General features: G+C 36.0%; 21 protein-coding genes and 1 pseudogene. 10 read left to right on the top strand and 12 right to left on the bottom strand.

Annotated elements, in window-relative coordinates:
• Positions 1-111: 111 nt before the first annotated feature.
• Positions 112-804: a Crp/Fnr family transcriptional regulator gene (locus BGI23_RS10365; RefSeq protein ID WP_000185188.1), complete on the top strand. Its 693-nt coding sequence runs from the start codon at positions 112-114 to the stop codon at positions 802-804.
• Between the two features lie 93 nt (positions 805-897).
• Here BGI23_RS10365 and narI read toward each other — a convergent pair whose 3' ends face one another.
• From narI to BGI23_RS10345, 4 genes are read right to left on the bottom strand one after another with little or no spacing between them, the layout of a single operon-like run.
• The gene (gene narI / locus BGI23_RS10360) at positions 898-1,587 is read right to left on the bottom strand and encodes a respiratory nitrate reductase subunit gamma (RefSeq protein ID WP_070805875.1); all 690 of its coding nucleotides are present in this window, start codon (positions 1,585-1,587) and stop codon (positions 898-900) included.
• 17 nt (positions 1,588-1,604) lie between these two features.
• Positions 1,605-2,135, bottom strand: a complete 531-nt coding sequence (narJ, locus tag BGI23_RS10355) for a nitrate reductase molybdenum cofactor assembly chaperone (RefSeq protein WP_000814213.1) — start codon at positions 2,133-2,135, stop codon at positions 1,605-1,607.
• A gap of 19 nt (positions 2,136-2,154) precedes the next feature.
• Positions 2,155-3,630, bottom strand: a complete 1,476-nt coding sequence (gene narH, locus BGI23_RS10350; RefSeq protein WP_070805874.1) for a nitrate reductase subunit beta — start codon at positions 3,628-3,630, stop codon at positions 2,155-2,157.
• Positions 3,620-7,303 (bottom strand): nitrate reductase subunit alpha, encoded by a 3,684-nt coding sequence (locus tag BGI23_RS10345; RefSeq protein ID WP_070805873.1) that lies wholly within the window; start codon positions 7,301-7,303, stop codon positions 3,620-3,622. Before BGI23_RS10345 ends, narH begins: the two co-directional genes overlap by 11 nt.
• A gap of 556 nt (positions 7,304-7,859) precedes the next feature.
• On the opposite strand from BGI23_RS10345, the gene BGI23_RS10340 reads away from it, so the two are divergent.
• Genes BGI23_RS10340 through BGI23_RS10330 form a run of 3 tightly spaced genes read left to right on the top strand, consistent with a single transcriptional unit; the run spans position 7,860 to position 12,261 of the window.
• On the top strand, positions 7,860-8,822 hold the full coding sequence (locus BGI23_RS10340; RefSeq protein WP_000553863.1) for an AAA family ATPase: 963 nt from the start codon (positions 7,860-7,862) through the stop codon (positions 8,820-8,822).
• Positions 8,822-10,036: a DUF58 domain-containing protein gene (locus BGI23_RS10335; RefSeq protein WP_070805872.1), complete on the top strand. Its 1,215-nt coding sequence runs from the start codon at positions 8,822-8,824 to the stop codon at positions 10,034-10,036. Before BGI23_RS10340 ends, BGI23_RS10335 begins: the two co-directional genes overlap by 1 nt.
• Positions 10,033-12,261: a transglutaminase TgpA family protein gene (locus BGI23_RS10330; RefSeq protein ID WP_070805871.1), complete on the top strand. Its 2,229-nt coding sequence runs from the start codon at positions 10,033-10,035 to the stop codon at positions 12,259-12,261. Before BGI23_RS10335 ends, BGI23_RS10330 begins: the two co-directional genes overlap by 4 nt.
• A gap of 83 nt (positions 12,262-12,344) precedes the next feature.
• Here the strand turns inward: BGI23_RS10330 and bsaA are convergent, their stop codons facing one another.
• Complete coding sequence (gene bsaA / locus BGI23_RS10325; protein WP_070805870.1) at positions 12,345-12,827, bottom strand: glutathione peroxidase; 483 nt, start codon at positions 12,825-12,827, stop codon at positions 12,345-12,347.
• 225 nt (positions 12,828-13,052) lie between these two features.
• Here bsaA and BGI23_RS10320 point away from each other — a divergent pair, with 225 nt between their 5' ends.
• The 4 genes from BGI23_RS10320 to BGI23_RS10305 all read left to right on the top strand — a co-directional run bounded on the left by BGI23_RS10320 (position 13,053) and on the right by BGI23_RS10305 (position 15,250).
• The gene (locus tag BGI23_RS10320; RefSeq protein WP_000844978.1) at positions 13,053-13,262 is read left to right on the top strand and encodes a DUF3925 family protein; all 210 of its coding nucleotides are present in this window, start codon (positions 13,053-13,055) and stop codon (positions 13,260-13,262) included.
• Positions 13,263-13,359: 97 nt separating this feature from the next.
• Complete coding sequence (locus BGI23_RS10315) at positions 13,360-14,331, top strand: MBL fold metallo-hydrolase (RefSeq protein ID WP_070805869.1); 972 nt, start codon at positions 13,360-13,362, stop codon at positions 14,329-14,331.
• An 85-nt stretch (positions 14,332-14,416) separates the two neighbouring features.
• Entirely contained in the window at positions 14,417-14,851 is a 435-nt protein-coding gene (locus BGI23_RS10310) for a hypothetical protein (RefSeq protein ID WP_070805868.1), read from the top strand.
• Between the two features lie 153 nt (positions 14,852-15,004).
• Entirely contained in the window at positions 15,005-15,250 is a 246-nt protein-coding gene (locus BGI23_RS10305; protein ID WP_000285541.1) for a hypothetical protein, read from the top strand.
• Positions 15,251-15,305: 55 nt separating this feature from the next.
• Here BGI23_RS10305 and BGI23_RS10300 read toward each other — a convergent pair whose 3' ends face one another.
• On the bottom strand, positions 15,306-15,986 hold the full coding sequence (locus tag BGI23_RS10300; protein WP_070805867.1) for a DUF3600 domain-containing protein: 681 nt from the start codon (positions 15,984-15,986) through the stop codon (positions 15,306-15,308).
• Positions 15,983-16,561 carry a sigma-70 family RNA polymerase sigma factor gene (locus BGI23_RS10295; RefSeq protein WP_070805866.1) on the bottom strand — a complete coding sequence of 193 codons (579 nt, stop codon included), beginning with the start codon at positions 16,559-16,561 and terminating at the stop codon, positions 15,983-15,985. The genes BGI23_RS10300 and BGI23_RS10295 overlap by 4 nt, the downstream gene beginning before the upstream one ends.
• A 208-nt stretch (positions 16,562-16,769) precedes the next feature.
• Here BGI23_RS10295 and BGI23_RS10290 point away from each other — a divergent pair, with 208 nt between their 5' ends.
• Both BGI23_RS10290 and BGI23_RS10285 read left to right on the top strand, forming a co-directional pair.
• Positions 16,770-17,756: a quinone oxidoreductase family protein gene (locus BGI23_RS10290; RefSeq protein WP_070805865.1), complete on the top strand. Its 987-nt coding sequence runs from the start codon at positions 16,770-16,772 to the stop codon at positions 17,754-17,756.
• Positions 17,757-17,785: 29 nt separating this feature from the next.
• Complete coding sequence (locus BGI23_RS10285) at positions 17,786-18,424, top strand: zinc dependent phospholipase C family protein (RefSeq protein ID WP_070805864.1); 639 nt, start codon at positions 17,786-17,788, stop codon at positions 18,422-18,424.
• A 44-nt stretch (positions 18,425-18,468) separates the two neighbouring features.
• On the opposite strand, the gene BGI23_RS10280 is transcribed toward BGI23_RS10285, so the two are convergent.
• The 5 genes and pseudogenes from BGI23_RS10280 to BGI23_RS10260 form a co-directional block, all read right to left on the bottom strand.
• Complete coding sequence (locus tag BGI23_RS10280; RefSeq protein WP_000581478.1) at positions 18,469-18,852, bottom strand: VOC family protein; 384 nt, start codon at positions 18,850-18,852, stop codon at positions 18,469-18,471.
• 55 nt (positions 18,853-18,907) lie between these two features.
• Positions 18,908-19,444, bottom strand: a pseudogene (locus BGI23_RS10275) (sugar phosphate isomerase/epimerase family protein); the annotation flags it as partial.
• A 51-nt stretch (positions 19,445-19,495) separates the two neighbouring features.
• A complete protein-coding gene (locus tag BGI23_RS10270) occupies positions 19,496-20,665 on the bottom strand; it encodes a DEAD/DEAH box helicase (protein WP_000588613.1) in 1,170 nt (389 codons plus the stop codon).
• 19 nt (positions 20,666-20,684) lie between these two features.
• Positions 20,685-21,212 (bottom strand): hypothetical protein, encoded by a 528-nt coding sequence (locus BGI23_RS10265; protein ID WP_070805862.1) that lies wholly within the window; start codon positions 21,210-21,212, stop codon positions 20,685-20,687.
• Between the two features lie 90 nt (positions 21,213-21,302).
• Entirely contained in the window at positions 21,303-22,991 is a 1,689-nt protein-coding gene (locus BGI23_RS10260; protein ID WP_001985392.1) for a formate--tetrahydrofolate ligase, read from the bottom strand.
• Positions 22,992-22,995: the final 4 nt, after the last annotated feature.

Below are 22,995 nucleotides of genomic sequence, written 5' to 3'. Positions count from 1 at the left end.
CTCCTTACGGTCATTGAAATTTTACATCAATTTTGAAATAGCTCTTGCATTTTCAGCATACTTACACTCAAAATAGGAAATGTATTGCTTATAAGAAGAAAGGTGATTGCTGTGACAAACAGTATGAAATTATCTCAAGATTTAAAGGAATTACTTGCATCTGTTGAATATAAAATGCAGATAAAAAAAGGTAGTTTTATTTTTCAAGAAGGTATGGAGGCAACCGAACTCTATATTATCCATTCAGGAAAAGTACAAATTAGTAAACTTAGTGCTGACGGACAAGAATTAACACTTCGAATTTGTTCGGAATATGACATTATTGGAGAATTAACATTGTTCACGGATAATGCAAAATATTTATTAAACTCAAAATGTCTTGAAGATGTTGAAGTAGGTGTAATAAAGCGTGAAGCGTTAGAAAAAGCATTACTCCAAAAACCCGCTCTTGTATTTGAATTTATGAAATGGATTAGTGAACATTTAAGAAGAATGCAAACGAAGTTCCGAGATTTAGTGTTACACGGCAAAAAAGGTGCCCTGTATTCTACTCTCATTCGAATGACAAATAGTTACGGTGTATTAAAAGAAAATGGCATTCTCATCGATTTACCGTTAACGAATCAAGAACTAGCTAATTTCTGTGCAACTTCACGTGAAAGCGTAAATCGAATGTTAAATGAATTAAAAAAGCAAGGTACAATTTCTATTCATAAAGGAAAGATTACCATTCACGATTTACAATTTTTAAAATGTGAAATTGCTTGTGAAGATTGCTCTGCGTCTGTTTGTAGTATTGATTAGCGTCTTATTTAGGTACTTATACTTATAAAGAAAGCCGAGGTCTCCAATTAGATCTCGGCTTTCTTTATAAATTACGAAACATATGAAACTAAATTATTTTTTCAATTCATTTGGAATACGTCTTCTGTAAATTACATAGCTACGGCTTATATATTTAATTGGGGCACTAAATACATGTACAAGTCTAGTAAATGGCCATACTGCGAAAAGCCCCATTCCCGCAAGAATATGAATTTTAAACCATACAGGTACTTCCGTCATATAATCAACTTTCGGTTGGAAAATAAAGAGACTTCGGAACCAAGGAGCAATCGTTGTACGATAATCAAATCCTTTTGAGTCGATATTTAAAAACGTTGAAGAAAGTCCTGCTAGCATTACGATCAGTAATAAAATAAGCGCAATATAATCCCCCTTCGTACTCGTTGCAATGATACGTTTTACTGTTACGCGGCGGTACGTTAATATAATTAAACCGATGATAGAAGCAACACCTGCCGGAAGTCCGAAACTAATTGCCATTACGTGATACGTATGCTCAGAAATACCTATTGAACGGTATACAGCTTCTGGAATTAAAATTCCCATAACATGACCGCCAATTACGAACATAATCCCAAAGTGGAATAATAGACTTCCGATTCGGAGCATTTTCTTTTCTAATAGTTCACTAGATTTTGATGTCCAACCAAATTGATCATAGTTGTATCTAAAAATATGTCCACCGATAAAGATTGCAAAAATGATATAGGGAAACAACACCCATAGAAATTGATCCATCATTTTGACAACTCTCCTTTCTAATTTGTCTGTACACCCCATGTATCAATAGCGAGTAGAACAGCCGCAAGAATTGGTTCATACATACTATCAGCTTCTTTTAACTGAACGTGTAATGCTTGGATGTTCTCTTTGTATTTACTCATAATTGGTTCACTGTCTTGCTCATTTGCATTTGCAAAAAACTCTAGTAATAGCGGTAAATAATCAGGTAGTTCTTTATCTGTTACTTCAAAACCAGATTTTTTATAATGCTGTTTTAACTCTAGTAATTCAATACCTCTTTCCCTTTGTTCACCGGTGTTCATATACGTTAAATACATATTTGTCTTCTTACCGAAATCAAATGTATATACGTAACTATCAATAAGTTGATCGTTCGTTTTATCCAGTGCTTGTTTTATAAATGCTGTAAGTGAAGTTTTAACTTCTTCCTGTTCAATCGCTTCAATCTCTTCTTGCAATTCAGCTAAAGCTTCTCTCCACCCGAGTTCCGGGTAGGAGAGAAGGAATGAAGAACAAGAAAAAGCAGTTTGTAGACTTTGTTTCATATTTTTCCGCCCCCATTATTTAAGAAATTGTCATGCAAGAGCCTGGACCACCTGCAAATGATAAACCACAGCTTCCTTGTTCATTATATAAATCTGCAACTTGTTCGCGGTGAGACGTCGGGATAACAAAACGATCTTTATATTTTGCGATAGCAAGAAGACGATACATGTCTTCTACATCTTGTTTTGTTAAACCGAGTTCTTTTAATACCGCTTCATTTGGTTCTTTATTAATTTGAATTGCTCTCATATGTGTTCGCATAACAGCCATTTTTTTCAATGTAAGACGAATATGTGATTCATCTCCTGCAGTGAGTAGATTCGCTAAATATTGAATTGGAATACGCATATTATCGATAGCAGGGAAAATCTCTTCTGCTTGCCAGTTACTACCTTTCCCTTCCACCATATTCATAATTGGGCTAAGCGGTGGGATATACCAAACCATTGGCATTGTACGATACTCCGGATGAAGAGGTAGAGCAATTTTCCAATCGATAATCATTTTATAGATTGGTGACTGTTGTGCCGCTTTAATCCACTCTTCAGGAATGCCTTGTTTTATCGCTTCAGCTGCTACTTCTGGATCATTTGGATCTAAGAAAACAGTAAGCTGAGATTCATATAAATCTTTTTCATCTTCTACAGATGCCGCTTCTTTTACTTTATCAGCGTCATACAACATTACCCCAATATACCTGATACGTCCGACACATGTTTCTGAACAAATTGTTGGCATACCAGCTTCAATACGCGGGAAACACATTGTACATTTTTCTGCTTTATTCGTTTGCCAGTTAAAGTACACTTTTTTATATGGACAAGATGATACGCAGAATCTCCATGCACGACATGCGTTTTGATCTACAAGAACAATCCCATCTTCTTCCCGTTTATACATCGCACCAGATGGACAAGACGATACGCAAGATGGATTCATACAATGTTCGCATATGCGTGGTAAATACATCATAAAGACATTTTCAAAATCGGTTTTAATTTCTTCTTCCATTTTCTTTACGTTCGGATCTTGTAAACCCGTTATATGTCCACCAGCTAAATCATCTTCCCAGTTTGGGCCCCATTCAATTTTTTCAATAAATTCACCTGTAATTGCTGATTTCGGACGAGCAACTGGCTGATGCTTACGCTGCGGACTATTTGTTAATGTTTCATAATCATAGTTCCACGGTTCAAAGTAATCATCAATTGTTGGTTGATCTGGATTGTGGAAAATATTCATAAGACGCTTCATTTTCGAACCGGATTTCAGCTGAATTTCACCATTTTTCAATTCCCAACCGCCTTTATATTTCTCCTGATCTTCCCATTGCTTCGGATAACCAATGCCAGGTTTCGTTTCTACGTTATTGAAATACATATATTCAGCACCTGGACGATTTGTCCAGGTGTTTTTGCACGTTACGCTACAAGTATGGCAGCCGATGCATTTATCTAGGTTCATTACCATTCCGACTTGTGCTTTAATCTTCAAGCCAATCTACCTCCTTCAGTTTGCGAATTACAACGTTTAAATCGCGCTGGTTCCCAGTTGGACCATAATAGTTAAATCCATAACTTAATTGACCGTATCCACCAATCATATGTGTTGGTTTCACGTGAATACGAGTTGGACTATTATGCGTTCCCCCGCGGTTACTTGTTAATTTCGTACCAGGTACGTTAATGTGGCGATCTTGTGCATGGTGCATAAACGCCATTCCTCTCGGTATACGGTGCGTTACAACTGCACGCGCTACAACAACACCGTTACGGTTAAAGCACTCAATCCAATCATTATCTGCAACACCTGCTTCAGCAGCATCTTCTTTATTCATCCAAACGGTTGGACCACCTCTAAATAGCGTTAACATCGGTAATGAATCAAAGTACATACTATGAATGGACCACTTATTATGGGGTGTTAAATAGTTTAGTGTAATCTCCTTCCCTTCTACTTCAGGTCGTGATTTACGGAACGGTTTATGTTGCAGAATTGGTTTAAATGTCGCCATCGTTTCACCAAATTCTTTCATCATGTCATGATCTAAATAGAAAGATTGTCGTCCAGTGATTGTTCTCCAAGGGATGAGACGTTCCACATTTGTTGTAAACGGTGAGTAACGACGTCCACCTTTTTCTGAACCTGTAAAGGCCGGAGAAGTAATTACTGTTTTTGGTTGTGCTGTAATTTGTTCAAATGTGAAGCATTCTTCTTCACGTTCTTCTGCTAAATCACGTAGTTTTAAATCCGTTTGTTTTTCAAGTGCTTCCCATGCTTTTACAGCCATATGACCGTTTGTTGTAGAAGAAAGCGTTAATACCGCTTCAGCAGCATTGATTGCTTCTTTTATGTCTGGACAACCTTTCGCAATAGAATCTGTTTGAACAACTCCTAATCGGCTCTTTAATTGCTCATACTCTTTTTCTGCCGACCAAGAAATTCCTTTCGTACCAATCGGTTGTTTCCCGGCATTTGGTCCAAGTGCCGTCATTTTGTCATAAATCGTTTTATAATCCCTTTCGACAACATGAATTTGCGGCATCGTTTTACCTGGTATTGGTTCACACTCACCTTTGCTCCAATCTTTAATCTTACCAAGTGGTTGTGCTAATTCTTGCGGTGTATCATGAAGAAGTGGTGTTGCAACAACTTCTTTCATTGGTTCAAGATCAATTTTCTCTGCTAGATTTGACACAGCTTTAGAAAGTGAAGTGAAAATATCCCAGTCAGAACGTGCTTCCCATGGTGAACCGATTGCCGGATTAAATGGATGTACAAATGGATGCATATCTGTACTGCTTAAATCGTGTTTTTCATACCAAGTTGAAGCCGGTAAGACGATATCAGAATAAAGTGCTGTTCCAGCCATACGGAAATCTAAATTAATGAGCAAATCAAGCTTCCCTTCTGGCGCTTCTTCATGCCATTTAATTTCTTCTGGTCGTAATGAATCACTATCATCATTCATTAATCCGTTCGTTGTACCTAATAAATGTTTTAAGAAATATTCGTGTCCTTTACCAGAACTTGAAATTAAGTTTGCACGCCAAACAAATAAGTTGCGCGGGAAGTTATTTTTATTATCTGGATCTTCAATCGCAAATTTTAGTTCTTTTTCTTTTAGTTTTTGTGCAACGTATTTTCCGATTTCTTCTTGCGTTGTTGCACCAGCAGTAACAGCTTCTTTATATAGTTCAATTCCATTTTTCTCAAATGTCGGATACGAAGGTAACCAGCCAAGTCGTGCCGCTAATACGTTGTAATCACCGTGATGTTGATAACGAGAGTTGCCTTCGACTGGTGATGCTAAATGTCCAACTGGTGTATCTTCATAACGCCATTGATCTGTTACGAAATAGAAGAAAGATGTACCGTTTTGTAATTTTGGTGGCCCTTGCCAATCTTTTGCCATTGCGATTGTTTGCCATCCTTCTGCTGGTCGTAATTTTTCTTGCCCAACGTAATGCGCCCAGCCACCGCCGTTTACACCTTGTGCTCCGACGAGAAGTACAAGATTTAAAACGGCGCGATAAATCGTATCAGAGTTAAACCAATGGTTAATACCAGCTCCGACAATAATCATTGAGCGACCGTTCGTATCAACAGCATTTTGTGCGAACTCACGAGCGATTTGAATGATTAGATCTCGTTTCACTCCCGTCATTTTCTCTTGCCATGCAGGTGTAAACGGCACATCATCATTGAAGTCTTTCGGCTCTTGTCCACCAAGCCCTCGGTTCACACCGTAATTTGCTAACGTTAAGTCATATACAGTAGTAACGAACACTTCGCCCTCTTCTGTCATAACCTTTTTCACTGGAATTGTACGTTCTAATACTTTGTTTCCATTATCAGAGAAGTACGGGATTTGTACAGTTCCAACATGATCTTCCATTCCAAGTACAGAAAGACGTGGATCAATCTTTTCGCCTGTTTCTTCATCTTCTAAACGTAAATTCCATTTCTTTTCGTTATCCCAACGTGACCCCATTGTGCCATGAGGTGTTGCAAAATCATTCGTGTTCTCGTTCCAAAGTACAGGTTTCCATTCTCCTAACTTTGTTTCGCGTCCAATATCAGAAGCATTTAAGAATCGATCCGCAACGAATTGGTCTCCTTTTTGTTTCAATGTAACGAAGAAAGGAAAATCAGTATATTGCTTCGCATACTTTGTGAAGTACTCCACTTGATTATCTACGTAAAATTCTTGTAAGATTACGTGCCCCATTGCCATCGCAAGTGCACCGTCTGTACCTTGTTTCACACTAATCCAATCATCTGCAAACTTTGTTGACTCAGCGAAATCAGGACTGACAGAAACGACTTTCGTTCCTTTATATCGAACCTCTGCTAAAAAGTGAGCATCTGGTGTTCTTGTCATCGGTACATTTGAACCCCATGTCATAATGTAACCAGAGTTATACCAGTCACTACTTTCTGGTACATCTGTTTGATCACCCCAAATTTGCGGAGAAGCTGGTGGTAAATCTGCGTACCAATCATAGAAACTAAGCATCGGTCCACCCATAAGTTGCATAAAGCGGCTGCCTGCAGCATGACTTAACATCGACATAGCTGGAATTGGTGAAAAACCAACATTTCGGTCTGGACCGTATTTCATTACTGTGTATAATAATGAAGCAGAAACGAGTTGTAACACTTCATCCCAATTTGCACGAACGAATCCCCCTTTACCACGTGCCTGCTTATACTTGCGTGCTTTTTCAGGGTTTTCCACAATACTTTTCCAAGCATCTAATGGTGACTCATTATTTTGTAATTCCTCTTGCCACATACTCCAAAGAACACCACGTACATACGGATATTTCACACGAAGTGGACTATAAATGTACCAAGAAAAACTCGCCCCACGTGGACATCCTCGTGGTTCAAAGTCAGGCATATCTGGACCTGTTGTTGGATAGTTAAGCTCCTGTCCTTCCCAAGTTACAATTCCATCTTTCACATAAATGTTCCAACTACATGAACCAGTACAGTTCACGCCATGTGTAGAACGAATTACTTTATCATGCTGCCAACGCTTTCTGTACACATTTTCCCATTCACGATCTTCATATGTTTCTTGTGTATGATTATCGTTATAACGATCTATTGGTGAAAAATATTTTAAACGTCTCATTAGTGCTGAAGGTTTCTTCTTCATACTGTTCACTCCTTTAATACGTCTCTCTTACATACCCTTACTATAAGAGAGGTTGTAAAATACAGATGTGACATTTCGCACAGTTCAAGAGATTGTCAAAAATTCAGTAGAAAATAAGTTTGTGAGAGGACCTTTTGTTTCGTTGTGAAGATTTATAGTTAATCTTAATTTTTAGGAGAATAGTATGTTGAGGGATCGACTATTTTGCAAAAGAAAAACGTAGGAGAAATTCCTACGTTTTTCTTTATAAATATATGAAACAGATTTTTAGATTTATTGGTAAAGTTTTAAAAAGGAAAATATCGAAATTTGTATGTTAGGATGTTTTTTCTTCGCGATATTATTTTATAGCAAGACATATTTCAATTAAAGCAGAAATCATTATTTACCATATTGCCCTTAGTTACTGAAACAATTATACTAGATGTAATCAGAATAAATAATCTGAATATTCTCAGAATTAAAGGTAAGAGTTTTATACTCGCACATAGAGAGGTACGTTCTATTTTCCACTAAATAGATTAGAAAACGATAATAACACATTAGGAGGATTACGATGCACCAGTTTGATTCATTACATCCCATTATAGAAAAAATAATTAACAATATTGAAAAATTAATGGTCGGAAAAAGAAAAGAAACGATTTTAGCTTTGACAGCTCTCTTAGCTGAAGGTCATGTACTATTAGAAGATGTTCCTGGCGTTGGAAAAACAATGTTAGTACGCGCTCTTTCTAATTCCATTGATGCTGATTACAAGCGAATTCAATTCACACCTGATTTACTACCGTCAGATGTAACAGGTGTTTCTATTTACAATCCGAAAGAGCTCCAATTCGAGTTCAAGCCTGGACCAATCATGGGGAATTTTATACTGGCTGATGAAATTAATCGTACATCTCCCAAAACACAATCTGCCTTACTTGAAAGTATGGAAGAAGGCAATATTACAATAGATGGTATGACAAGACCGTTACCAAAACCATTCTTTGTAATGGCTACACAAAATCCGGTCGAATATGAGGGAACATATCCTTTACCAGAAGCCCAGCTCGATCGTTTCTTATTGAAGCTAAAAATGGGATATCCTTCGCCAGAAGAAGAATTTGAAATTTTAAACCGGATGGAAAAAACAAATCCCCTCTCCCATTTACAAGCTATTACTACAATAGAAGAATTACTTTATTTGCAACAAAGCGTACGGGAAGTAAGTATGGACAAAGGAATTAAGCATTACATTGTAAAGCTTGTTAGTCAGACTCGTTCTTATAGTTCTATACAACTAGGTGCAAGTCCACGTGGCTCGATTGCTTTAATGAAAGCTTCACAAGCTTATGCATTCATCCATGGTAGAAATTATGTTATTCCAGACGATGTTAAATTTTTAGCTCCTTACGTGTTAGCTCACAGACTCATTCTAAAAATGGAAGCAAAATTTGAAGGAATAACAGGGGAACAAGTTATTTCAAAAATCGTTGCGCGAACTACCGTGCCGACTCAAAGGAAGATGAACCTTTGATGAAACGCATGCTACGAGCACTATATCACGTTATGAAGTTATTACTAATCCCTTTATGCCTAGTCTTAACATTTGTGTACGCTATGCTTCAAGGAGGATTTGTAAGTTGGTTTTCATTTTACAGTATGGTTCCTATTGGCCTTTATTCACTATTATTCCCCTTCTACGCTTTACGGGGTGCTGAAGTAAAAAGAATAACAAATCAATACGATTATGTAGCAGGAGAACGATTTGTAAGCACGATTACAATAAAAAGAAAATTTCCTTTCCCCTTACTTTATTTAGTTATAGAAGATGAACTGCCACCACACTTTACAAGTTGTAGACAAACAAAGATGAATAAAACAATACTCTTTCCAGGATTAAAACGAAATTTTTCGTTTCAATATGCAATTGATAAAATCCCTAGAGGTGAGCACTCTTTTTCAAGCGTACGTGTCAAAACTGGCGATCTATTCGGTATGATGGAGAAAGAAATAACTTTCTCAGTTCCAGATACATTTTTAGTCTATCCTCAGTATGTAGATATAACGTATCGACAAATGGAAAATCATTTCGAACAAGGAGCTCTTTCAGCCAATATAAATTTAGTAAAAGATTCTACCATTTCTGTCGGTGTGAGAGACTATAAACCTGGTGACCGCTTTTCATGGATTGATTGGAAAGCAACCGCACGAACAAATAACATTATGACGAAAGAATTTGAACAACAGCGCAGCCATAATATTATGATATTCATGGACAGAACCTCATCCCCTCTATTCGAATCAGTCGTCACATTTACTGCCTCTATTGTCAGGGCTGTCTTGAAGCAAAATTCACCAGCGTCATTCGTGTCTTTCGGAAAAGAGCGAACTTTTTTCCCTTTAGACAATGGAGATAGTCAGTTGCAGCAAATCTTTTGTCATTTAGCGAAAGTACAAGCGGACAGTGTATTCCCACTCTCCCGGAGTGTTGAAATGGAATTAAGAAAAATTTATGAACCCGTAACAATTATACTCGTGACAAGCGATCTTTCTCCCGATATTCAAAAAACAGCTGACTATTCTGCTATAAAAAATAGAAAATTAATGGTGTTTGTCGTGAAAGAAAAAGCAAATCAACTCTCACATCGAGAACTTAGTATTCTAGAAACTCTACAAAAACGAAAAATATTTGTAAATGTGGTTTATGGAAACCAGTATACAAACGTGTTTTTTGAGGTGAGCAAATGATAACATTACAGGCAAAAAAACAATGGGATATGACTAGATTTTTCATGCATGCATGCGCATTTCTACTTTTACTAGAATGGCTAAGGCCTCTTATAGGTATTACAAACGTAGGTAGATTAGATATTTTTGTAATATTTATAGGAATTTGCTTCACACTCTCTTTTTTTCAAACAAAGTGGCAGATTCCGATAAAAATCGTGACAATTTTATTCATCATTCATCTCCTATATTATAAAAATATTTTTATAAATCTATCTTGGCTAACGAAATTTTTTACTGATATTTCTCGAAATTCCTCCCTGTTATTCCAGGGGAATTTGCTAGATATTTCTCCAGTTTTTCCAACCGTTTTATTTTTTCTATCATTTTGGTTTTTGAGTGCTTTCATCTCTTTTTGGTTGATTCATAAAAAGCGTGGATTGTTATTCCTTATATTGACTATTATTTATATCACAATTTTTCATAACTTACATTTATACAATGCAAACTACGCTATTATTCGTACCGTTGTCATCGGCTTTTTTATGCTGAGTCTTCTTCGCATAGAACATATAAAAGAGAGTGAGCACTTACAAAATTATGCTAGGGAAATCTCAAAATTACTTAAACCTCTTACAATATTTATTGCATTGTCAGCAACCGTCGCATACTTTGCGCCAAAATTTGGCCCTCAATGGCCAAACCCAATGGATTTTTTAAAATTCAACACATCCGAATCAAGTATAAAACAAGAAGTTTCTAAAATTGGATATGGTCTAGATGACTCAAAATTAGGCGGTCCTTTTACGGCGGATCCTACAATTGTTTTCACAGCACAAACGCAAAACAAACAATATTGGAGAGTAGAAACGAAAGATTTTTATACAGGAAAAGGCTGGGACGTTTCTGAAAAACAAAAAAAGGTTACTTTTAAAAATAATAACGACGTCGTGAGCTGGTACGAACAAAATACAAAAACAGAGACAACTAAGGCAACAATCACCATGCAAAAAAGGTATCCTCACCTTACCTATCCAGCAGGATTAATATCAGTTGAGGCTTCTTCTGATATATCATACAGCGTTGACCCATTTTCAGAAAAAATCTATACGATGGACGGAGACTCTTCCACTACTTTACATTCATATAAAGTAACATATGAGGTCCCGGAGTTTTCCATAGAAAACTTGAAAGCTGTAAAAACGAATGAAGGTCAAGAAACAAATCCTTATTTCATGACAAAGTACACGCAACTTCCCAAATCATTACCGCAGCGAGTAAGAGACTTAGCTGTAAGTCTAACAAAGGATAAAGACACTCGATATGATAAAGTATTAGCTATTGAAAACTATTTCACCGACCATTCTTTTATATATGAAACAACGAATGTCTCATTCCCTGCCCAAAACCAAGATTATGTAGATCAATTCCTTTTCGATACAAAAAGTGGCTACTGTAATAATTTCTCGACATCTATGATCGTGTTACTTCGTTCTGCTGGAATTCCCGCTCGCTGGGTAAAAGGTTATACAGAAGGAACTCTTGATAATACGCTTGTGGGTGCTGAAGGTGAGGATGTTTATAAAATCGCGAACGATAACGCACACTCTTGGGTCGAAGTATACTTCCCTGGATACGGATGGATTCCATTTGAACCGACAAAAGGATTTACGAATCCCTATAATTTTATAAATAATACTCCTGCTCCTACTTTACAAAATAAAGAAGTATATAATTCTAATAACGAACCAATACAAAAACGAAACAATGAAGCAAAGCTCAAAAGTTTAATAGAAGATACAGAAGAAGCTTCTACTAAAAAGATTCCAAATTCTAAAAATGGATTTTCTTGGTGGTACGTATTCCTCTCTACAATACCGATTAGTATTATAGGATACATTCTATTCATCACTAGAATGAAATGGATTACGTTTTTTATCATTCATTTCTATAAATATCGAAAAGATGATGCCGTTTATACAAAAGCTTACGATTCTCTCCTAAAACAATTTGCGCGAATTGGTATACGACGAGACGAGAGTCAAACATTCCGAGAATATGCTCTCCATGTTGATACACTTTACAACTCGGCCGATATGCAACAACTTACTTTCAGTTATGAGAATGCTATGTATCAAAAAGGACAAGCCGCAGCAGAATGGAAAAAATCCGTACACTTATGGGAAGTGCTTATGAAAAAAGCTGCTTCTCCACCTAAATCAAATGACTTCCATTCAGCGATTTAATATTGACAATGTGAATGTAAATAAAATGCCTCAAAGAACAAAATAGTTCTTTGAGGCATTTTTTAATAAAGTGAAACTCCTAGTTATTCGCCAAGTACCTTCTCAATCTCAACCTCTAAATCCACCGGCTTCGTTTGCGGTGCAAAACGCCCTACTACTTTTCCGTCTTTTCCAATTAGAAATTTTGTAAAGTTCCATTTTACTGCTTTCATACCGAGTAAACCTGGTTCTTGTTCTGTCATGTATGTATACAGAGGATGAGCCTTATCGCCTTTCACATCAATCTTTGCAAACATCGGGAAGTTTACACCGTAGTTTAACTCACAAAAACTAGTAATATCTGCTTCTGTACCTGGTTCTTGTCCTCCGAATTGGTTACATGGGAAACCGAGTATTTCTAGCCCTTGTTCTTTATATTTATCATATACTTCTTGTAATCCTTTATATTGCGGTGTAAACCCGCATTTACTAGCTACATTTACAATAAGAAGTACTTTTCCCTCGTAATCTTTTAACGATTTTTCTTCACCTGTTATTGTTTTAGCTGAAAAATCATAAACTGTCATTGTCTTTGCCCCTCTCTTCACTATCATTCTATGTTTATACTATACTACATTCGTGAATTTACAGCTCTTATTACGTATTTTCTCCCCACGATTGTAAACGCTTTATTTCTGTTCGAAAATTCGACACAAATTACTAGACTTTTATGTTGGAAAGTTTTACAATTGAATTGTGAACAAAATGTGACAGTTTATATTCCATTATAAAAGAAAAGGATGGTGTTCATTATGAAAACTGCACAACATGAAACGATTTCAAATCGCGAGTTTTATTTCGTACTATATATGATGTTATTGTATGTGATTGGCTGGGTAATCGATGTAAATGGTTTATTTTTAAGCTCCTACTTTAATTTAGCGGGAGAGATTATGCTTCCATTAGTTGGCGGCATTGTTGGACTATTCGTTATGTCTATTAATAAACAACAAAGACAATAAGAACATTACAAAAAGGCAGAAGACGAAAGTTTCGTTTTCTGCCTTTTTGTATTTTTAGCGTATAATAGTTACATACCTTATATAAGGAGTGGTAAAGATGAAAAAAGTAGAACAATTATCTTCTCACCTATATCTGATTGATGATTTTGATTTACAACATAATGAACGAACTGGTACGTACGTTTTATTAGGTGATGATATTACTTTAATTGAAACTTGTGCAGCCCCTTCTCTTCCGTATATTTTAGACGGCTTACAACAATTACATATTGATTTAAACGAAGTTAAAAACATTATCGTTACACATGTTCATTTAGATCACGCCGGTGCTGCTGGTTTAATGATGGAAAAATGCCCAAATGCTACTTTATATGTGCATTCTCGCGGTGCTCGTCATATGATTGACCCAACAAAACTCATTTTAGGTGCAAAAGCTGTGTACAAAGAAGATTTCGATAAACTTTTTGATCCAATTCTTCCAATTGAAGAAGAACGTGTTCATATTGTACAACATGGTGATACGTTACAAATTGCAGAAGACCGCATCCTTACATTTTATGATACACCGGGACATGCAAAGCACCATATTAGCATTCACGATTCATTAACAAACGGCATTTTTACTGGCGATACAATCGGCATTTATTATAGAGAACTCGCAGACGTCGGTGTAGAACTATATTTACCATCAACATCCCCTTCACAATTCCAACCCGATGCGATGATTGCTTCTAAAAATCATATTCAAAGTATGAATGTAGATACTATTTATTTCGGTCATTACGGTGCATCATCCAATGTTACAGAAGTATATAAGCAACTAGAACATTGGTTACCTATTTTCGTTCATACTGGTAAAGAGGTCTTTGAAAAATATTATGATTTCGATGAGGCTACTAAAGCTTTGCAAACTGTATTAATGGATAAGGTCTCTTCTCACCTTACAAAGTTAAACGTTCCATCAGATCATTCCGTTTATAACATTTTACATCTAGATATAGAAATTAGTGCGATGGGCATTATAGATTATTTCACGAAGCAAGAAAAAGCAAACACCACTATTAAATAGCCGTAAAAGAAGAGATATACAACAGTAGTTATTGTATATCTCTTCTTTTTTTGAATATATTTTGAGTAAAGGATGGTGGAATATAATGCAAAAAGTGATGCTATACCTCTGCTTTACATTATTTATCGTCTTATTATTATTTGTCGGAGTGAAAATTCAATTTTATTTAGATACAGACGCACAAGTAAACTTTAAAGTTTATCCAAGATTATTCTACTTTACACTCTTCCCTCTTATAGTCGGCATTTTATTACGATTCCTTCAATCTATTAATCGTGAAACAAGTAAACAAAACTGGTGCTTTCAACCGGATAAATTTATCGCCATTACTGTGCCTACACTATTCATTTCCTTTTCTCCAGCTCTACTCTTTTCACCGCTTGGTGCGTACCTACCTTATTTAGCTAATATTATTCTTATCAATACAACTTTTGTTACGATAATTAGTTTAATAGCTGGTTATTCACTGTTAGATTCCTTTATCCAAAAAGACATTGCAAATATGAAAAAATATAATTGATAACCAATACTTAAATGTCATTGGTTTCGGCGGTTTATTTATAAATGCAATATTACTTGTAATAGTCGCTACACATGAAAAAAGGAAATTTATGTTAAAATAAAAGGAATCACGTACTAAGTCAAATTACATTTCAATCAAGGGAGAATTATTATGTATAGATTTTTTGGATTCTCGTGTCTAATGTTTCTCGCAAGCATATTTTCTTTCTTTATTTTAAGAGGGCCTAATGCAAATTTAACTTTAATTATTTCGATACTGGGTATTCTCTCATTACTCGGCATTATTTTTGCGATAGCTTCAAAGAATTGGTTATTCGGAATAGTTGGTACAGCATTAAATGGAATAATACTAGTAGTTGCATATTTCCTATTGCTAGCAAAAGGCATAGGTGGTTAATATATTTACGTTTCAATAAGAAAAGCTCAGAGCTTAGACTCTGAGCTTTTTTTACTTATCTCACCTTTTCGTCTACATACTCCATAATCTGCTCTGCTTTCATAAATCTTTCTTTATATGCCTCAGGTACTTCTTCTAGTTTTATTGCACCGGTTGATTTTGTCTTCACTCGTACGATTTCATGTGTCATTAAAGCTTCCATATAGCGATCAAACTCTTCTTGCGTTAATACTTCTCTACTTGATTTATGACCATTTAATTTATCAAAGTATGGTTGAAGGCCCATACTTACCTTTTTCATTTCTTCTCTTTTTGCTGGCGATAATGCATCATAATCAATATTGCCGTTCGAATCTCCGTACGCAAGCTTTGCATTTGTTAATTTTTTTAGTTCTTTTGTAAACTCTTCATATTCTTTCGCACCCATTTCATCTTTCGCCTCTGATAACTTTGCACTAAAACGCATGTACGCCTCTAATGTCATCGTTCCAGCATGTTTTTTTAAATTCTCAAACGATCCGTATATACCATCCGCCATAATAGATTGATACGCAAAACCAGTCGTTGGAAGTAAAAATGCTGCCGCAAGCACTCCTGCAATAAGACGCTTCTTCCTTTTGTTCCCCCCGCGATTCATTTTAATCTGAACAATTACTTTTTCTTTTAACTCCGGCGGGGCAACAATCCCCTTCGCTTCTTCTCGTATAGATTCTCTAACTCTACAATCTAAACTCATTTCACATTCCCTACCTCTCCTAAAAAGATTTCTTCTACTTGCTCTTTTTGACGTAGTTTCTTTAATGCTGCGTGAATTCTAGATTTCACAGTACCAATTGGAATATGTAATATTTGAGCTACTTCTTCTTGAGAGTAATCGTGTAAGTATCTTAAAATAATAACTTGTTTCAATTTATACGGTAATTTATGAATAAGTTCGATTAGCTTTTGATTTGATATTTTACTTACAACATCGTTAGAAAAATCAATTTGTACCGGTTTTCTCTGCTCTTCTGCTTTTTTTATAATTCGTAGTCGCATCCACCTCTTTCTTCTATAAGAGTGAATTTGTTTAATTACAAGTCCAATTAGCCAAGGACGAAATGGCTTCTCGCTATCATACTTACGAAGCGATTCATATAGCTGTATGTATATTTCTTGAACGACATCATCTACATCCGTTTTATCTTCAATCAAAAAATGTGCTGTTTTATATACTTCTTGAATCGTTACATCATACAATTCGCTATACGCTTCTTTATTTCCCGATAAAGTTAATTGGATTAAATCTGTATACACTGTTTCATCCTTCATATACCATCCCTCCTTTGTCTTACACTATATATTGGCAAGTAATCCATATTTCGTTCGATTTTTCCAAAATTTTTTTTTATATAGATTAATATAATGATTCAATATGTTCATAAGCTCCACTTATAATCACGCATAACTATTATATAATTTTCCAATTTCTAATGAAGACTTAAAATGATTTATATAGTCAAATTTAGGGGGATATATGATGAAAGCTATCGTTGTAACGTCGTTCGGTAGTCCTGAAGTGATGAAATATACAGATGTGGATATGCCGGCTATTTCAGAAGATCAAGTTTTGATTCGCGTTGTTGCTACTAGTGTAAATTTCGCTGATATTAAATCGCGTTATGGCAAAAAAGGAAATAAAAAACTACCTTTTATACCAGGGATAGATGCCGCTGGTATTGTAGAACGAGTCGGTTCTCATGTGAAAAATATTCACCCTGGACAACGTGTCATTGCTTTTCCTCAAAATGGATCTTACGCTGAATATGTTGTTGCAAATGAAAATCTTACTTTCGTATTACCTGATGAAGTCGATTTTCAAACTGCAGCAGCATGCCCTATCGTATCTTTCACAAGCTATAATTTACTCGCAAATGTAGCAAAGCTTCAACAAGGTGAGTCTGTACTCATTCATGCAGCCGCTGGTGGAATTGGCACTACTGCTATTCAACTTGCAAAACTATTAGGGGCGGGAACAGTTATCGGTACTGTCGGAAGTGAAACAAAAAAAGAAATTGCTTTAGATGCTGGGGCTGATTATGTAATTGGTCATCAAGATGAAGATTTTGTAGAGAAAGTCAATGAGCTGACAAATGGTGAAGGGGTTGATGTAATTTTAGACTCTATTTCTGGAACGGTTTCGGAAAGAAGTTTAAAATGTCTTGCTTATTACGGCCGCCTCATTCATTTCGGTAATGCAAGTGGTGAAATTGGCAATTTCCAAACGAAAGATTTACATGCAAGTTGCCGCTCTATACTCGGTTTTAGCTTTGGAACTACACGAAAAAAACGTCCTGAACTACTCCAAGAAACTGCAAATGAAGTTTTCCGTTATTTGCGTGACGGACGTTTGCAAATGAAGGCTACGAAATCTTTTCCACTTCAAGATGCAGGGAAAGCACATGAATGGGTCGAAAGTAGAAAAAGTACAGGGAAAGTAATACTAACTGTTCAGTCCTCCTCCTGAAATGAATACTTGAAACCGAGGTGTCATTCATGGGATCACGAATTATGCATGCTATTATCGCTAACGGTATTGCCGAAAAACTATGTATTCAAGATAGAACTTCTTTCATACTCGGAGGTGTAGCACCTGATGCGGTTCATTCAGCAGAAGAAAAAGGAACTTCACACTTTTACGCTGGCACAACGAAAAATTATACGAGAAGGATAGCTTTTAATTCTTTTTTTCAAAAATATAAAGCTCAAATGGATTCCCCTTTTCTCTTAGGCTATTACACTCACCTCATTGCTGATGATAATTGGCTAAGCGGCTTTTTTCTTCCTTGGTTAAAAAATAGAATAGAAAATGATGAAACGATCGCACCTATGTACTATAACGATTTTAAATTGTTAAATGCAAAGTTGCTTCATCATTACGATAAAGAACAACAGCTCTTCTCGCTTCTCAATCAAGATGCTCACATTGTCGATATTGAAGAGGTTTCTAAAGAAAATGTTTTAGAATTTCGAAAATATCTTTTTGAAGATATGTTGTATCCAGAGCAACATTTGCATAAAGACTTACAGGTGTTTACGTTTAATCAAATTGTCGGTTATATGGAAACCGCTATTGAAAAAGGGACATTTTTTATTAAACAACTCTCTCATGATAAATTCATTTCAAAGATTTAATCCCCCTCAATATGTTTGAGGGGGATTTTCACATAACAATATTATTATTGGTTCTTTTCCATAACCGCAAAATAATTCCCTTCACTATCAGCAAAGTTAAATACTTTACCAGAAGGCATAGTTACCATTTCGCCAACAGTAACATTTTTATTTGTTAAATCTGTATATAATTGATCAAGATTTTCTGAGAAGAACATTAAAGATGGTGTACCAAGATTCAATTCTGGGCTCATTTTAGAAATCACTTCTTTATTATGTAATATAATGCTCGTTTCAGCACCGTTAGTCGGAGCGATTTCAATCCATCTCATTCCTTGTTTGTTATCTTCCTCTGCTACTACATGAAACCCTACCTTTTCCGTCCAAAAATTGACTGCCTCATCTTGATTGTTTACATACAGCATAATTTGTCCGACCTTATGAATCATTTCATTTCCCCCTAATGTTTTTTATATTCTAAGTAGGTTTCTACATGTACTATCATTATTCCTTTTGAGTTGGTATGTACTTCTTTGCAAAATTTATCGACTGACTCATCCCATCCAGTTCATCAAAATAATCATTTCTTTCAATCATGTTATATCCTTCGAATCCAATTTTATCTAATACCTTGAAGAATATATCGAAATCTACTTCACCATTCCCTGCTGCGACTTCAATATACTTACTTGAACTATCGCTTTTCACTTTCGTACAATCTTTAATATGAGTTTGTACTATATAATCTTTTAATAGCAATAAACCTTCTACCGGATTTTCATTTACATCACTAATTAAATTTGCTGGGTCAAAGTTAACCGCTAATCCTTTTGAATTTATATTTTCTAAAAACCGCTTTAACACTATCGCTTTTTCAGATCCCGTCTCAATGGCGAAGAATCCTCCAAATCTGAACGCTAAGTCCCCTATTTCATTACAAACACGTAGCATTTTATCATAGTGCTCACTATTTTCATCATCAGGGATTTTCCCAATATGGGCTGTTACTATGTTAGCTCCTAACCTTAACCCTTTATCACTTGATTACAAACAAAAAGACGTAACTACAAATAGTTACGCCTTCCACATTATTTATCTAGGCTTTTTCTTCCCAGTAAATGCTGGTTTCTTTTTCTTTGGTGCTTTCGGTTTTGTTTCTACAAATGATCCTTTGAACATTTCTTGCTTCGTAAATACAATACCTAGTTTTTTCGCAAATTGTAGTAATTTACGCTCTTCTTGTGGTGTTACAAGAGATACAACAGTTCCTTCTTTACCCATACGTCCAGTACGTCCTGAGCGGTGTATATATTGGTCTACTGTGTCTGGTAATTCCAAGTGAATTACATGTGTTAAATCGTCAATATCGATACCGCGTGCTGCAATATCAGTAGCAAGTAAAATTTCTAATTTTCCTCCGCGGAAAGCACGCATTGTCGCTTCACGCTCTTGTTTACTTGCTTCTGCATGAAGAGCCGCTGCTTTCATTTTACGGAATTTCAATTTCTCAGTAATTTCATCTAAACGGAATGGGTCGTTTAAGAAAGCAACTGCTTTTACATCGCCCATATGCATAATTCTTCTTACGTAATCATTTTTCTCGCGTCGCTCACAAATGATATACGTATGCTCAACTAAGCTTTTTGATTCTGCACGTGTTACACGTACTAATTGTGGTTCAACTGCTAAATCACGCGCCGCATCTTCTGCTGCTTTTGTCATTGTAGCCGAGAAGAATACTAATTGACGATCGCGCATCGTAGATTTAATTACATCTTGTACAGCGCCCATCATCTTTTGTTTTACAATTTGATCAAACTCATCAAATACAATTGTTTTCACTTCATGCATTTTTAGCTTTTTCATACGAATTAATTCTAAAATACGTCCTGGTGAACCGACAATCACTCTTGGGTGTTTCTTTAATTTTTCTACTTGGCGCTTAATATCTGCACCACCAATTAAAGATGCACCTGAAATTTCAGTTCCTGCTGTAAACTTTTGAACCTCTTCATGAATTTGCATGACAAGTTCACGTGTTGGCGCTAAAACAACAACTTGTGGCTGTTTTACTTCAGGATTAATTTTATGTAAAAGGGGTAATAAGTACGCTAATGTTTTTCCTGTTCCAGTTGGAGATTCAGCTATAACGTCTTGTCCTTCTAAAATAGTTGGAATCGCTTGTTTTTGAATTTCAGTTAACTCCTTAAAACCAGCCTTCTCCCAAGCTTGTTGTAAAAATGGTTGCATATCTTTTATCATTTGTTTTTCTCCTTTATCTCTATTTTTGAAGAAAATGTTGTATTGTTCGCACCGTTTCTATCATGTGTGAAATAACAGCTATTAAATCATCAACATGGTCTTCTGTAATCGCTTTTTGAAATAGAACCTCTACCTTATTATGATATGAAATCGCTTGCTTATTATATTCGTATGAAAGTTTTTGCGTAATCATTCTTTCTTTTCCCCATATAGAATGCATGAAAGTTTCAATTTCACCGCACACTACTTCTGGTTTTTCAATCGGGAATGAAAATGCTAACTTCATTTCGCATCCTGGTGTAAATTGTGGTACTTCTAATATTTCACCAGACAAGTTCCTTGCATCTACAGATAGTGAAAATGTTGCCTCTACTAACGGTTCGAATGGTTCTGTTAACTGAAATGAAATATGATATATACGACTTAATGAAGCAAGGTCCATCATATCTTTTCGATCTGTTACAAGAATATCTCCATGTAAATCAAAATCATATACAGCGCCTTCTACGATTACTTTTAAATTATCAAAAGCAGTTGGATCAAACATAATTTCCTCCAAAAAACAGGCGCCTTTCGATGGAAAGGCGCCACTTGATGTATATATAGTTTACAGATAAACGAGATGAATTACAACCTTTTAGAATAAACCTACTGCTTTTCCATCTTCATTTACATCCATTTGTAGTGCTGCTGGTTGTTTTGGAAGGCCTGGCATTGTTAACATTGTTCCTGTTAACGCAACGATAAAGCCTGCACCAATAGATGGTTTTAGCTCACGAATTGTAACGATAAAGTCAGATGGACGACCTAATTTCGTTGCATCGTCAGAAAGAGAGTATTGTGTTTTCGCCATACAAATTGGTAGGTTACTCCAACCTTCGCCTTCATATTGAGCTAATTGCTTACGTGCTTTCGGAGCAAATTCAATGTCTTTTGCGCCGTACACTTTTTGAGCAATTGTACGAATTTTCTCTTCTAATGGTAATTCTAATTCATAAAGTGGTGCGTAGTTGTTTTCACCTTTTTCAATCTCTTTTAACACTTTTTCAGCAAGGTCAACTCCGCCTTGGCCACCTTTCTCCCAAACTTCTGTTAAGGATACCGCATAGCCACGCTCATTACACCATTCTTGTAAGTATGCAACTTCTGCATCTGTATCTGTAATGAATTTATTAATTGCAATTACGAAAGGCACACCGAAGCTTTGAATTGTTTCAACGTGCTTCTGTAAGTTCTCCATACCTTTTGCTAATGCATCTACATTTTCTTCTTTTAATTGATCTTTTGCTACGCCACCATGCATTTTAAGCGCACGAATCGTCGCAACAATAACAACTGCTTCTGGTTTAATGCCAGCTGCACGAGCTTTAATATCTAAAAACTTCTCAGCACCTAAATCTGCACCAAATCCAGCTTCTGTAATAACATAATCACCTAATTTTGCTGCCATTGTTGTAGCGATAACACTGTTACAACCGTGAGCGATATTCGCAAATGGTCCGCCGTGAATGATAGCTGGTGTATTTTCTAACGTTTGCACTAAGTTTGGCTTTAATGCATCTTTTAATAATAATGTTAACGCACCTTCTACACCTAAATCTTTAACCGTCACAGGTTGATTTGCAAAATTATAAGCAACTACGATGCGTGATAGACGCGCTTTTAAATCTTGAATATCTGTCGCAAGGCAGAATACGGCCATAATTTCAGATGCTACTGTAATATCAAAACCGTCTTCACGTGGTACACCTTGAACCGGTCCACCAAGACCAATTACTACGTTACGAAGGGCACGATCATTTAAGTCAACACATCGTTTCCAAACGATTTTACGCGTATCAATTCCAAGTGTGTTTCCTTGTTGGATATGATTATCAATAAACGCTGCTAACGCGTTATTGGCAGTTGTGATCGCATGAATATCTCCAGTAAAGTGAAGGTTAATGTCTTCCATAGGTACAACTTGTGAAAAACCACCACCTGCTGCCCCGCCTTTTAGTCCCATCGTTGGTCCAAGAGATGGTTCGCGAAGTGCAATTACTGTTTTCTTACCAATTTTATTAAAAGCTTGACCTAAACCAACTGTTACTGTTGATTTACCTTCTCCAGCTGGAGTTGGGTTAATCGCTGTTACTAAAACAACTTTACCGTCTTTCTCATTCTGTAAGCGCTTAAAAATATCAAGAGATAACTTACCTTTATAATGCCCGTATGGCTCTAATTCATCTTCTAAAATATTTAAATCAGCTGCAATTTCTTGAATCTTTTTCATACTCGCTTCTTGTGCGATTTCAATATCGGATTTAACTGTTGTAGTAGTTGTCATATAC

Source organism: Bacillus sp. ABP14 (assembly GCF_001831375.1).
In the GTDB taxonomy this organism is placed as follows: domain Bacteria; phylum Bacillota; class Bacilli; order Bacillales; family Bacillaceae_G; genus Bacillus_A; species Bacillus_A paranthracis.
Note: the sequence above shows the minus strand (reverse complement) of the source record. Positions and strands in the feature narration are given on the sequence as shown.

Bases quoted from the DNA above. Each gene is read 5' to 3' on its own strand.
- narI (WP_070805875.1), bottom strand. From the start codon at position 1,587: ATGATGGATCAATTTCTATGGGTGTTGTTTCCCTATATCATTTTTGCA.
- narJ (WP_000814213.1), bottom strand. From the start codon at position 2,135: ATGAAACAAAGTCTACAAACTGCTTTTTCTTGTTCTTCATTCCTTCTC.
- BGI23_RS10345 (WP_070805873.1), bottom strand. From the start codon at position 7,303: ATGAAGAAGAAACCTTCAGCACTAATGAGACGTTTAAAATATTTTTCA.
- BGI23_RS10340 (WP_000553863.1), top strand. From the start codon at position 7,860: ATGCACCAGTTTGATTCATTACATCCCATTATAGAAAAAATAATTAAC.
- BGI23_RS10335 (WP_070805872.1), top strand. From the start codon at position 8,822: ATGAAACGCATGCTACGAGCACTATATCACGTTATGAAGTTATTACTA.
- BGI23_RS10330 (WP_070805871.1), top strand. From the start codon at position 10,033: ATGATAACATTACAGGCAAAAAAACAATGGGATATGACTAGATTTTTC.
- bsaA (WP_070805870.1), bottom strand. From the start codon at position 12,827: ATGACAGTTTATGATTTTTCAGCTAAAACAATAACAGGTGAAGAAAAA.
- BGI23_RS10320 (WP_000844978.1), top strand. From the start codon at position 13,053: ATGAAAACTGCACAACATGAAACGATTTCAAATCGCGAGTTTTATTTC.
- BGI23_RS10315 (WP_070805869.1), top strand. From the start codon at position 13,360: ATGAAAAAAGTAGAACAATTATCTTCTCACCTATATCTGATTGATGAT.
- BGI23_RS10310 (WP_070805868.1), top strand. From the start codon at position 14,417: ATGCAAAAAGTGATGCTATACCTCTGCTTTACATTATTTATCGTCTTA.
- BGI23_RS10305 (WP_000285541.1), top strand. From the start codon at position 15,005: ATGTATAGATTTTTTGGATTCTCGTGTCTAATGTTTCTCGCAAGCATA.
- BGI23_RS10300 (WP_070805867.1), bottom strand. From the start codon at position 15,986: ATGAGTTTAGATTGTAGAGTTAGAGAATCTATACGAGAAGAAGCGAAG.
- BGI23_RS10295 (WP_070805866.1), bottom strand. From the start codon at position 16,561: ATGAAGGATGAAACAGTGTATACAGATTTAATCCAATTAACTTTATCG.
- BGI23_RS10290 (WP_070805865.1), top strand. From the start codon at position 16,770: ATGAAAGCTATCGTTGTAACGTCGTTCGGTAGTCCTGAAGTGATGAAA.
- BGI23_RS10285 (WP_070805864.1), top strand. From the start codon at position 17,786: ATGGGATCACGAATTATGCATGCTATTATCGCTAACGGTATTGCCGAA.
- BGI23_RS10280 (WP_000581478.1), bottom strand. From the start codon at position 18,852: ATGATTCATAAGGTCGGACAAATTATGCTGTATGTAAACAATCAAGAT.
- BGI23_RS10270 (WP_000588613.1), bottom strand. From the start codon at position 20,665: ATGATAAAAGATATGCAACCATTTTTACAACAAGCTTGGGAGAAGGCT.
- BGI23_RS10265 (WP_070805862.1), bottom strand. From the start codon at position 21,212: ATGTTTGATCCAACTGCTTTTGATAATTTAAAAGTAATCGTAGAAGGC.
- BGI23_RS10260 (WP_001985392.1), bottom strand. From the start codon at position 22,991: ATGACAACTACTACAACAGTTAAATCCGATATTGAAATCGCACAAGAA.